Below are 12,266 nucleotides of genomic sequence, written 5' to 3'. Positions count from 1 at the left end.
CCGATTAAACCCTATTCAATTCATATAAATCTATCCATATCCTAAGTACAATTAGATTATTTGTTTGTTTTTATATCTGTTACTCCAAATTCGAAGATCTATAATATGCAAATATGCACAATTGAATAACTGTGCGAATAAGAAGCATATGAATATGCCTATTATTCCAATATTATTTGTTATTGTCATAAACAAAATGCCCAATATAAGAATTGTGGCGTATAGCATTTTTGAGAGAACGAAAGAATTTATTTTTAGCCTAACTAATAATGACGTTTCTGTTATCTCGGCAAAAGTATGAAATCCTACTATACTTATTAATATCGCAAACACAAACAATCTATGAATATCTAACCCATAAAGATAAATATCTAACATAAGAATAATGAAAATCAGAGGTATACTGGTCAGTAAGGAAAGAGATAAGAATCTTTTTTTTATGCAATTATAAATATTAAACAATTTCTCTGAGTAGATGGTTGAGAAGAAATTGATTGAGGTTTCAGAGAACCCTTGGCTGGGAACTTGCAATATACCCCAGTAAGACATAAATAATGTAAACAATGCTGTTTCTTTATCCCCAAAATAGCACAAACAATATGTATATAATGCTAAAGACCCGAGATGGAAACATACAGCACTTAAGCAAGGATAAACAGATGAATAGACTAATATCTTCAAGATAAGTGATTGATGTCGACAATCTAATTCATTATCATTATTTTGATTGTACATACGACATATCTTCAATGACATAAAAACGATTCTTAATAATTCAGATAGAGAAGATGTAATGATTACAAGTATACAAGGATTTAGCCCGATGTCATAGACATAAAGCAAACAATAGCCTAATATTATATTTATCAAAACCGAAATTAGCGATATGCAACCAAGGAATTTTGTAAATCCCCATCCTAACAATAAACTATTTAATGACAGGGATATAAATGATACAACTACAAGAATGGCCAAGTAAGGAACTACAGAAACTATAGTAGAGAAATGAGCACCTTTCCAAATATCATTAGATAAAGGAATCAGTGAGCATAACGCTGCTAATATTAAACCAACTCCAATAAACAAGAGTAAAGAATATGAAAATATACACTTGCAACGAGAAATGCTACCGGAATGACGAGAATAGAAATTCTGAAACGAATCATTCATTGAGTCTCCGACAGCCAAAAATAATAAAAATATGGAATCAATTACTCCTACAGTCGACAAATACAACGGATCTTTGAAAGAAAGCAGTATTGAGTCGGACAAGATTATGACCTCCTCCAACAATTCGCTGAGGATTATTGGAAAGGTATAAAGGCATATTGATTTTGAGGTGTATTTATCATTCATACATAAATAAAGCATCTATACCTGCTTCAATGTGTATATTTTCTTTGCAAACGAACTTGCAATTCCACTGTTTAGGGACAACGCATGTAACCATACTACCATACCTGATTGATGCCAGTCTTTGATTTTGCTTTAATGCCTGAATTTGAGAAGTAAATGGCAATATCGTATCAATGTCGTAGTCAGCTGTTAATACCATAAACATATTTCTATCCTTTGAAGGATCGTTTATTAAATATAACACCCTCTCATTATACGCAAAGCATGAGATGAGTTCCTTTCTAATTGACGAAAATTTACTATTCATTATATCTTTCTCTAGACTTAACATAGGGCGATTCTCTACAAAATAAGGTGGAAGCTTCAGCCTTTTGGCAACACCATTTATAGGCATTCTTATAATATGGACATCGTAAAAAGTTAGAAATATTGACACTACGTCATATGCCCCTTCTGGTATCATTCCATAGGATATTTCTTTCAAAGAAATGTTACCATATTTCCCAAATATACAGTCCTGTGATGAAGTAACAGTCGTAAAGTCAACAATTATACCATCAGATGGGCAAAAGACAATATCATGATTGTTCTTAATTGGACGAAGAGGATCTCGAAAACAATACGTTGAAGACAATTCCTTTATTGACATACCCTTGGTTAAGCTTTTTTGTTCGCGCAACCAACTTCTTACAGATTGTGACATTATAGTAATTCTTTAGTAAATGAGTGGTGATTTATGTGAAGCACAGTACACGAAAGAAGCCCTCCACCTTTCAAGTATTCTTCCATATTAAAGTAGCATACCTCCATGCCATTTTGACCTGCGATATCTTCAAGCCTAATATTTTTGGATTTCTCTAAACGGTAATCTTCAGACCGTTTTGACAAAAAATCTATGTCAGACGCATTTAAAATGTAATTATTGACTCTAACACTATTGCACAACCCTGCATGGGCTTGTTCTATTGAAATAGGTATCAACTCAGCGACATTTTCTAGTTGCTTGATTTCTTTCTTTGTAAAGGCTTTCGTAGCTACAATTATTTTTTCTCTAGTAAGAGGAAAAATCGTGCAGTCAAGATGGTAGTTGTATGGATCTGTCAATTCAAGCGGAATAATATTCATGTCAAACTCAGAAGTCATCCAATCATAGCTTTCCTTTTCAGACCTTATTCCATATCCTCCAATATATATATTATCCCTAAGATATTTCAACTCTGCTTCACCTTCAAACAAATGGGGACAGTGGATTACCTTAAATCCCATTTGTTCAAAAAACTTGCTCGCAACAATCTCTTCTCCACGCCTATTAAGCACTCTGAACTTTGAAGCAATATAAGTTTCTTCATCAAGATGTTCAAGCACTATTCCGTTATTCGCTACAAATACCAAGTCCTGTAGTCTGCAATCTCTAGGTGTAGGTAGAAGATAAACAAAACCTTGACTCGAAAGAAATGAATATATTTCCCATACCTCCCTAATAGCTTTTTCCTTATTAACAATAATATCTTCAGCCGTGTACTCTTCCATCCAAATATTATTTCTAACATCTGTTGAATAGCAAGTTGGTATGTTCATAAGGAACAATGGCATGTTAACGTCTTTAATCATAATTCGTAAAAGTTATAGTTGTCTTTATAATAATCAATCGTTTTTAGTTCTTTATAGCCGCCTTCAATGAACATTTTCATTTGACTAGTGTAATTAGGGCTTTCTATGTTACTAGATGTTCCATACGGATGACATGTTAAAGAAATACGATTTTTTAAATCCACAATCATTCTAAAGGCACTAGCTTCTTCTGCATATAGTTTTCCTTTCTCAAAATAAGGTCGAACTGTATTTATAGAGTCAGGAACGCCTCCTATAGGTAATGACGTATCACCTCTTTTCAAAAATTGAATATTCCCCAATTTCTGCCCTTTACAATATCTTTTTTTTACCCATCTCAAACAATCCACTATTTCTTGGACTGTAGCAACCTTTATAGTGTCTGGATTCTTGGAATAAACATAATATTTCTCTTTATATTTGTAAAAGAATAAAGCAAAAATTGCTGCAGCTTCTGATTGTGGGCATGCATTGCCATCCCAATCCCTTAATAAACCAAGGAGAGGAGCAATAGACTTATAACTGTTTAACTCTGGTTGAAACAATGCAGAAAAATCTATATTTCTGATTATGGGAAGAGAGATTTTGTAATCGAAAAGAATCGATTTCAAGTCATCAATAGAGAGCAACTCTACAGCATTCAAAATACTTTTTATTCTATTGGATCGGGAATTCTCATTTTGATAAACAAGTCCTTTAATCTTGCCCATAGGGCGGTGAATGTCAGTTACATTTAGAGGAGATTGATTAGCTGCGACTATGTATCCACAAGCAGGATTTTCTTGTATTATAAGATTATCTTTATAGTATTCTGCAGACAATTCTTCCCGTAAATGACACACATCTAAGACATCTTTATAATGTAATGATTCATCCTTTCTAACCTTCTCATGAGAGTTATGGACATAGAGGATATTATCATCCTTATCTATACATACGAAATCCAAATAGGTGTATTGAGATTGCCTTAAAAGATTTAATGCTTCACTATTCGATTTACATAAATTAAGTTTATGCATCATCTCGGCACCAAACTGTTTGCCTAGCATATCTATCAAAATTAGATAAAATGTACCTTTGATTTCAATTATATTACCAAATTTAGACTCATAGAAATTCCTTATGACAGGTATAGGAATTTTACCGTATAATTTGATATAATTTTTATATGTACATCTCTTCAAATAGACTTCTTTCCCATCATAAAGAAAAGATTTTACCCGCCCGAACCTATTTTGAACATCTATTTTATAGATGGTATACATTTCAGGATAGCTAGCTGTTGAACCCCATGCAATCTGAAAGTTCGTTCCCATAAATATTGAGAATGAACATGGCAATATAAATCCATGATATTCACTATTTTCACTATCTTCTATGCTTAAATGTACTTCATAATAAGAAAATATGCCCTCAAGCATTTGATGTGGGCTGACTGCAATTAAAGAACTTTTGCTTGCACTTTTGTTCGCCCCTATTGCTATCGCATTTGAGCCCTCTTTACGAGGCAATTTTTGACTTTGTTTTATATTCAGATAAGAATACGGTTTATCTATTTGAATGCCTATCACCTCCATTAGATGCTGAACCTGAAGTAAATCAACAGAATTGATAGGGAATATGGAAGAATCCAAGACCTTTTCTTCGTGTTCTTTGGCATACTGGTTTATTCCACTACAATATGAATCTGCAAGAGACTTGTATTCATTAGAGATAGTTGGGATCAAGTCGAGTGTTTTACCTTGGATGTCGAAAAAGAATGAAAGAAAATCAAGATATGGGCCATCCCAATCATCGAAGTGTCCAGATTTAAACTTTATGGCTAAAAACCACAATTGTAGAGTACGAAAATCATCTTCACTATGAACGTACGCTATAGCTTTGGCTGCATCAAAACTTGTTTTAGCCATTATATGCGGTGTTCCATAATCATCTCGATATATTTTTGCCATATTTTCCTGGTTTTATCATTTAACTATAAAATGTCTCAACTTATGTCAACATAGTCAGACACATAACGGATTTCATAAGCAAGTGCAAAATTACATAATTATTTTGTATGGGACGATTTCTTTAAGTATTTCATTTCTATTGACCTATGCTTTTCACCGATATTATTAGTAATTCTTCCGCCAATAAACATACATATCCCGTATCGAAATCTCATGGTTGAGATATGCCTTACTGATTTCGGCAGGAAGTGTATAAGCCGGATAATCGGTAACCTTGAAATGCCAATAGATACCTCGGTTGTCAGGATAAATACGGCAATTGTGCCGTTCGCAGAAAAGGCGTTCACCTTCGGCGGTATAAAGGTAATAGTTGGTCGCCGCTTTCTGTAATTCCGTGTTCTTTTCTTGAAGCTCACGTACTTTTGGGGCAAGTTGTTCCCGCTGTTTTTGCTCGGATTCGTAGGCAGATAAATACATTTCATGCCATGAACCGGTCTTGAAATATTCGTTGGTACGGCAGATGTATTCGCGGATAGCGTCTGTTACAAAAGGTAAACCGTGGATGTTGGCCAGCCGTGCAATCTGATTGAGGTTGACTTGCATCTTATAGCTAATGTTGGCCGTGCGCTTTATCCGTTCGCTTTCCTCTATGGTGAGTGCGGCTGACAATTCTTTACCTAATGCAGCCTCGCGGATGAACGCCGCCACAGACAATCGGGCGGCATTGGCTTTCTGTTCAACTGCAGCATATTCTGCTTCGCTGAATTGTATTTCCTTACGTTTGGTGCGCTTGTTATCGTTTTCTGCTTTCATCTTCTGCGTCCTCCTTTTCGTTGTTTGTTCTTGTCATGGTCAAGCGTATTGTCGCTGCTACCGCTGCCTGTGCCTATTCGGGCAACTGTCGGTTGAATGATAAGTTCGGTTATACCTTCCATTAGATTGCCACTGATAGATGACGTTGGACTTTCTCTATCATTGCTTGCTGTAAAATCGGAATTGGTGTCCTCATTGGATGCAGGGTTGCTGTCCCATTCGATATAATTCTGGTGTCTGTGGTTATGTATTTCTGCAGTCCGACTTTCATTTTTATTGGTGTCCTTCTTGTCACCCGTTTGCATCCTCTTCCGATGATTGGCTGGTGTCAATCCCCATTGTTCCGTCACGGAAATGGATGCTTCTTTTGCCGCCTTTCCGATGTTGGCAAGATTGGCGCGTGTACCGTCATCCAACACCACGTTTGCCAGAAAGTGGAAGTGCGGATTCTTGTTATCCTTGTCGTGATGGCGACCGACAAGGAATTGGTCAAAGCGATAGCCATGCCGTTCCATGTGCCTTATCCAATCTCCAATTATTTCTTCGGCATGAACTTCAAGCATGGTTGTGTCATTGACATGAAATGAGATAGGAATATGTACGGCTTTCACTTTGAGTGACGGGCGCAGTGCGCACTGACGATTGAAATCTTCGGTGAGTATGCCAATATCGGTAAGGCTGCTCACTCCACGGGCAATGACTACGTACGCCCCTTTCTTGGGATTGAGAATGTAGTCAATGGTCTTGCCCGGATTCTTGCTGTATCTTACTTTGGTTATCATTCTGCGTTTCTGTTTTTGATGGGGAGGGGTGGCAGCGGACTTCGCGCCACAGATGCGTATGATACGTATCTTGGTACCGCTTGCCACCCCTCCATACATTATTGCTACTTCTGTCACACTGTTCGGTATTATGGTCGTGATGTCTGAAACAGATTCCACCGTTGATTTTGTTGAATCCGTTGAGCGGAATACAAAAAGAGGGAAGAAACAAGAGGATGCTTCACATCGGGAAGATTTGTCAGCAACCGACTTTCTCTTTTGGTGGGCAAGGCTTTCCGTTGAAATCTGTTGAGGGTGTTGTTGAATCATATAGGCCATATACATACGTTCTTTCTTATGTTTCATCAGACTCAACAAATTCAACGGTAGTCTTTTAACTTTTCACGGGTAACGGTATAAAAGCGTCCCACTTTCTTGGATGATACGGAATACTTATGCCCCGGCAACACGGATATTTGGTAAGTGGAATAAGATAGCGCATTGGGAGCAGGCTCCAGCTTCCAGCATTGTTGCAGGACATTCCTCACCTGATGGCGTTCCACTCTTATCATCGAATAGTTGAACAATGCCAATAGGTCATTAATGCAGAAATCCACCACATCCACCTGCATCGTGTCCATGATGTCAAGCAAGAGTTCTGCCATATCAAGCTCAATGCGGCTACGGTTACAACGGATGATTTTTTCCAATGCCTCCGTGCGGATAAGTGATGGCGCAAACCACATGCGGCTTTCTTCTTTGGTGGTCAAATCCCGATGTTGTAGGTGGTACAGAAAGGCCGGAATCTCGTCTTTCAGTTTCTGCAAAAATTATGTGTCATCCTTTTCCAATCTGCAGATCTTTCTCACCCAATAGCGTGTTTCCTCCGGCTCAATGTAAACGGGAAAATTCTCGTTGTTGGAACATAGCACGAACTTGGCGAAGAACTGTACTTCATAACGGTCTTTGCCTTTGGCTTCCATCTTGTAGGAATGTGCCGTACTTAGGTTCTTCAACCGTTCACTATCCTCACGGCGGTTGAGCAACACTTCGTCCACAACAATCATCAGTTTGCCCGCCCAATCCGCATTGAACTGACTGCGGAAATCCTCATTAGTATTGAACGTGACATTTTCTTGAAACATTGCTTCCAGAAAGTTCAGAAATGTACTCTTTCCTGTATTACGTTCTTCAGATACTAACAAAAGTATTGGCAATTTCTGTGTCGGTTTCAGATATAGCAGTTGAAGGTAGTCCATCCCCAACTCATACTGCTCACCAAAGATATGTTCCACCAAAGAACAGATATGTTGGAAATCCCCTTCTGCCGGTATATGGGTTATCGGCTCATAGAGATTATAAAAATTGTTCACGTTATGACGGTAGTCCGTATGGCTGGGCATGGTGCAGAATCCATCGTACTTGGGTATCTGAGCCGCTTCATCCCTGCTATGGTCTTGCCGGAACACACTCATCTTCCACTCCACACGCATTTTGCGAAACGAGCCGTTCATCATCGGTTGGTTCAATATTCGGAACAGTGTGGTGCCGATACGTACATATTCATCCTCCACTCTCCCGGTTTGTGGAATCATATTCTCATTTGCTTCCATTGCCGCCAGTTTTGCTTGTTCCACCCAATATACGCTTCACATCTGACAGTCGGTATCTTACCTTACTGCCTACCTTGACGACTTTCAGGTAGTTTCGTTTGTTCCAATGCCATAAGGTTGCATCGCATACTCCGCACATATCCTTTACTTCTTCCCGGCTGAGCAACCGTTCTTCATCGGCAGCACGGAAAGCCAGTGCCACTTCGTTTATCGCGCGATTGATAAGTTCATCCGAGAATACGCGCAAGTCCTCGCCTGTAATCTCCAGTTTGACATTGGCTGCACCATTGGAGATAATTTGCATCAAGTCAGTCATAATCAAAATCAATGCCGCCGTATTGTCCGGCGCAACCGTTTCGGCAGCATTATAAACGATTGCACCACCGCTCCCGTATCGGAACGATGGTGCAAAAGTATAAATGGATTTCGCTAAAACTCAATGATTTGCGTTTCGCTTATTTCGGCGAAATTGGAAACGAAAGAAACGAAATGAATGCCGAATTAATCCCGTTTATCGCTATGCTTAAAATCCCATTTTAGCAAGACTTTATCGCAACACTAATGCTGGATTATTCAGAAGTTGGTCTATCACGGGATGATAAATTTCTCCATCGGTAACGGCTGTAATGGTCGTTACTTTATTTCCTCCGTCTTTGGATGAGGCACCGCAATGATAAATCTGCTCATCGGCTGTTTTATAGTCAATGACAATATATCTGTCATGGAATATACCGCCGGATGTTTGCATCGAAACAGAAACATCGGGATATTCCCGACAGAAGTCATTAAACTCCGCCTGATGTAGTCGATTGCCGATATTGTCTGAGAATACAGTAATCTTCACATTGGCAGAAACCTCTTTCAAGAGTACCAATGTCTTTAATCCGATATAATTATCTACCACAAATATCGTTTTCTTGGCTGTAGCATAAATCTGCTGGTAAGCCAAATCGGATTCCACAGGCTGGCCGTTGAGTATCAGCCATCCTCTCCTGACGGTAGGATTGCAAAAGTCAAGCATGACATTCGCCAGTTCCGACTTGGTTACGACATTGCCCAATGTGTCTATTATGCTGGCAACCTTATCATCGACAGCCGATAAGGATTTACGCAAATCAAGCAAGTCTTTGGTGTTCTGAGTTGTCTGCAAAGAAAGCTGGAGGTATTCCCTCTGTCCCAACAACGGCTGGTTGTCAACAATGTAGTCCTTCATCTGCTTGAAGATGCGAATCAATGCCTTACTTTGCTTGGTTGCCAACTCACCTTTCAAAACGGTCATGAGCATATATATTCCTTGTTCCGTAAAGGCATAGGGGTTGTATCGGCGACCGCCCCAACTTGAGGTGGAATTTTTGCACCTCAAGATTTCGCACTCTTCATTGGTCAACTGAAACATGAAGTCTTGCTCGAATTTCTCAATATTGTTCTTGACCTGACGGTTAAAGTCTTTGGTGCTATATCCGTAGATTTTAGCCAAATCCATATCAAGCATTACGCGAACACCCCGGACGTAGTATATAACCCCTTTCAGATATTCGGCATTGACTTCTTCTGCGATAATGTCTTTATCCATATTCCTAAGCTATTATGTTCGTATTTTCTTTAGTCTGCTTTGGTAAGATAACTCCGCCATTCATTGATGTACGTCCGTTCCATACCGCAGTCTTTTATTTTCCCTTTATTCGTGCTGTCGTTCAACTTCTTAATGGCTATCTGTAAGTTACGCACACTTTTCAAGTCACAGTTGGGTAATTCATTGCCAAGTAACCTATGGAATGTAGTCACATCACAACGGCTTAAAAGCTGCTCTTCCTGCAATGCGAAATATAGCCTTGCCAAATCGGTACCTGTGTGTTGTGTGGAAACTCTTAGCTTGATTTTTCCCAAAAGCATTTCCTTGTCGCCAAGTAGATAATCCCGTAAGTAAAGTGGCTGTTCCGTATTTGTTGGCATTTCCGTTATCGTTTCACTCATAGCCCCTAATTCCTCAATACATGATTCCATCACATTCCCTTCTTCAATGGCCTTCTTCTCACGCCTGAAACTTTCCCAATCCTCTTTCGTCCGCATCTTGTTGCGGATACTACTCTTAATGACAACCCGAATCATGATTGCAGAGATTTTTTGTTCTATAAAATTGTTTCTCGGATTGTTCGCTTCGTTTCAAGTTGGTTAACCATTGTTTCATAGCACTTGCCATAATACAGCCATGCCAACATAGCCGGAACTATCGAATCTTTATCTATGTTGTGAAATTCATCTACCAATAATTTAGCGGTATCTGCATCTGCTGCATAATCTTGCATCTGCCTTTCATCAGCAAGGTCTCCGTGACATTCCATCTGATACCTGCGCATCAGCTTGGGAGCAAGTTTCATGCCTACTTTGAAAACTTTGTATAGTCCAATAGCTGATTTGTCATTGACTTCCGCAACGAAATGTTCGTATTCCTCCGGATGACTATCAAGCCAATCTTTAATCTCCTGCTTGAAGTGTTCAAAATCCTGTTGAGCCATAGTTTGCTTTTATTTAGTCTAACAAATGTACGAGTTCCTGTTTCATCTCTTCGTCTATCTCTCTGTAACGGCGGAAAGCCTTGCTGCCTTCTTTATGCCCCGATACCGATGAAACCAAATCCGGGTCTTTCACCTTTTTATACATATTCCCGATAAAGGTCTTTCGAGCCGTATGTGTGGTGGCGACCTCGTACAGATATTTCTGCTCAGGCTTACGGGTCAGAGGATTAAGCACCGTAACGATTCTGTTCAGTCCGGCAAGTCTGAAAGCCTCCTTGATAGCCTGATTATATTTCTGCTCCGATATGAACGGAAGCAAAGTTTCTCCATCATAGTCTTTGTAACGTTCAAGTATGGTTTTGGCGATGTCGTTCAATGGCACTCTCACCGTTCTTGGATTATGATTGCGCGTTTTTCCTTGAATGTACTCTAATGCACCATTCACGAGGTTTTTCTTCGTGAGCTTATAAAAGTCGCCTACACGACAACCCACCACGCTTTGGAACACAAAAATGTCACGTTGCACTGCCAATTGTGGGCGCATAGATAAATCTGCTTCAAATAGTTGGTTACGTTCCTGCAAGGTTATATAAATAGGTGTACCATAAAGACATTCTTCAATCGGAAATTTGTCAAACGGGCGGTTGATAGTCTTCCCCTGATTATAGCACCATATAAAAAAGGTACGTATGCGCGAGAAGCAATCAATGAGCGTATTCTTTCCTCTGGGTTGTGGAGTACGCTTTTCGGGAATAGTAGCGTAAATCTCAGGATATTCTTCGGCGTAAGCGTGTTCATTCTCCATAAAATCCCAAATGTCTGCAAGGGTATCTTTGGTAACTGTATTTATGTCCAGCGAAAAGTCTTTCATGCCCCTTCTTGTTTCTCTGATGAACAGCTCATAGCGCATGAGAGCTCTTTTTATCACACGGAAATTCTTTTTCCTCACTTCTGACAAACTATGCTTTTCCAGAAATTCATCAAACAGTTCGGTAAAAGTTGGTGGATTTTCAGCGGCCAGTTCTTCTTCCGTCTTGTATTTGTCCGGGTGATGGAATCTGTCTATCACTTCTCCTAACCATTCGCTGTCGGCATCATCCCTATATTCCCTTTCAATCATTCGGGTCAATGCCTGTACCTTATGGTTCAAGTCTATCTTTTCATCTTCCGGCACCAAAGCCACGCGGTCTTTGTATCCCTGCTTTTCCGGGCTCCAATGGTTGGGGCTAATGGAAAGCTCACTTGCCGCCTTGATGTCTTTCTTTCCGTCACGCAGGCGGAAATAGATGGTGGCTTTGGTCTCCAAATCATTCTTCTTTGCCGTTTTTCGTATGAATGCAGTCACTTTCATAAGCTTCGATTCTATTTCTGGATTGAACACTGCAAAGATAGTGAATTGTTCCCAAATTGTTCCCGTTTATCCCAAATTTGTTTCAATCTAATTAAATTGAATCACTTTTATATTCTGATATAAGTATTTAATAATCAGTTTAGTTTAGTTTAAACTTCATCATTTTACTATTTAAACTGATTGTTCCAGATTTAATATTTCAAATGCGGGTCTGGGTACATAAAACGGCTGTTAATCCCCTGATTTTCAGCCGTTTTTATTTTCTTGGGTAGCCAAAGGGTAGCCAAAAACGG

8 protein-coding genes and 2 pseudogenes are annotated in these 12,266 nt (G+C 39.2%); all 10 read right to left on the bottom strand.

All coding sequences use genetic code 11. The features are described 5' to 3' along the window. Positions 1 to 1,348 precede the first annotated feature (1,348 nt). The 10 genes and pseudogenes from M3089_RS15440 to M3089_RS15395 all read right to left on the bottom strand — a co-directional run bounded on the left by M3089_RS15440 (position 1,349) and on the right by M3089_RS15395 (position 11,973). Complete coding sequence (locus M3089_RS15440) at positions 1,349 to 2,005, bottom strand: phosphatidylserine decarboxylase (RefSeq protein WP_249085167.1); 657 nt, start codon at positions 2,003 to 2,005, stop codon at positions 1,349 to 1,351. Between the two features lie 53 nt (positions 2,006 to 2,058). Continuing rightward, positions 2,059 to 2,967 (bottom strand): dimethylarginine dimethylaminohydrolase family protein, encoded by a 909-nt coding sequence (locus M3089_RS15435; RefSeq protein WP_249085165.1) that lies wholly within the window; start codon positions 2,965 to 2,967, stop codon positions 2,059 to 2,061. Further along, positions 2,964 to 4,919 (bottom strand): penicillin acylase family protein, encoded by a 1,956-nt coding sequence (locus M3089_RS15430; protein ID WP_249085163.1) that lies wholly within the window; start codon positions 4,917 to 4,919, stop codon positions 2,964 to 2,966. Before M3089_RS15430 ends, M3089_RS15435 begins: the two co-directional genes overlap by 4 nt. A 165-nt stretch (positions 4,920 to 5,084) precedes the next feature. Next, a complete protein-coding gene (locus M3089_RS15425) occupies positions 5,085 to 5,732 on the bottom strand; it encodes a plasmid mobilization protein (RefSeq protein ID WP_249085161.1) in 648 nt (215 codons plus the stop codon). Beyond that, entirely contained in the window at positions 5,729 to 6,859 is a 1,131-nt protein-coding gene (locus M3089_RS15420; RefSeq protein WP_249085158.1) for a relaxase/mobilization nuclease domain-containing protein, read from the bottom strand. Before M3089_RS15420 ends, M3089_RS15425 begins: the two co-directional genes overlap by 4 nt. A gap of 14 nt (positions 6,860 to 6,873) precedes the next feature. Further along, positions 6,874 to 8,106, bottom strand: a pseudogene (locus tag M3089_RS15415) (primase-helicase family protein). Then, complete coding sequence (locus tag M3089_RS15410; protein WP_249085157.1) at positions 8,093 to 8,422, bottom strand: helix-turn-helix transcriptional regulator; 330 nt, start codon at positions 8,420 to 8,422, stop codon at positions 8,093 to 8,095. Before M3089_RS15410 ends, M3089_RS15415 begins: the two are co-directional and overlap by 14 nt. A 231-nt stretch (positions 8,423 to 8,653) precedes the next feature. Beyond that, positions 8,654 to 9,679, bottom strand: coding sequence for an ORF6N domain-containing protein (locus tag M3089_RS15405; protein ID WP_249085154.1), 1,026 nt, complete (start codon positions 9,677 to 9,679; stop codon positions 8,654 to 8,656). Positions 9,680 to 9,708: 29 nt separating this feature from the next. Continuing rightward, positions 9,709 to 10,622, bottom strand: a pseudogene (locus M3089_RS15400) (DUF6043 family protein). Positions 10,623 to 10,635: 13 nt separating this feature from the next. Further along, positions 10,636 to 11,973, bottom strand: coding sequence for a site-specific integrase (locus M3089_RS15395; RefSeq protein WP_249085152.1), 1,338 nt, complete (start codon positions 11,971 to 11,973; stop codon positions 10,636 to 10,638). Positions 11,974 to 12,266: the final 293 nt, after the last annotated feature.

It is taken from the genome of Marseilla massiliensis (genome assembly GCF_023336985.1).
GTDB lineage: Bacteria > Bacteroidota > Bacteroidia > Bacteroidales > Bacteroidaceae > Prevotella > Prevotella intestinigallinarum.
Note: the sequence above shows the minus strand (reverse complement) of the source record. Positions and strands in the feature narration are given on the sequence as shown.

Coding starts and splice junctions, on each gene's coding strand:
- M3089_RS15440 (WP_249085167.1), bottom strand. CDS start 2,005: ATGTCAATAAAGGAATTGTCTTCAACGTATTGTTTTCGAGATCCTCTT.
- M3089_RS15435 (WP_249085165.1), bottom strand. CDS start 2,967: ATGATTAAAGACGTTAACATGCCATTGTTCCTTATGAACATACCAACT.
- M3089_RS15430 (WP_249085163.1), bottom strand. CDS start 4,919: ATGGCAAAAATATATCGAGATGATTATGGAACACCGCATATAATGGCT.
- M3089_RS15425 (WP_249085161.1), bottom strand. CDS start 5,732: ATGAAAGCAGAAAACGATAACAAGCGCACCAAACGTAAGGAAATACAA.
- M3089_RS15420 (WP_249085158.1), bottom strand. CDS start 6,859: ATGAAACATAAGAAAGAACGTATGTATATGGCCTATATGATTCAACAA.
- M3089_RS15410 (WP_249085157.1), bottom strand. CDS start 8,422: ATGACTGACTTGATGCAAATTATCTCCAATGGTGCAGCCAATGTCAAA.
- M3089_RS15405 (WP_249085154.1), bottom strand. CDS start 9,679: ATGGATAAAGACATTATCGCAGAAGAAGTCAATGCCGAATATCTGAAA.
- M3089_RS15395 (WP_249085152.1), bottom strand. CDS start 11,973: ATGAAAGTGACTGCATTCATACGAAAAACGGCAAAGAAGAATGATTTG.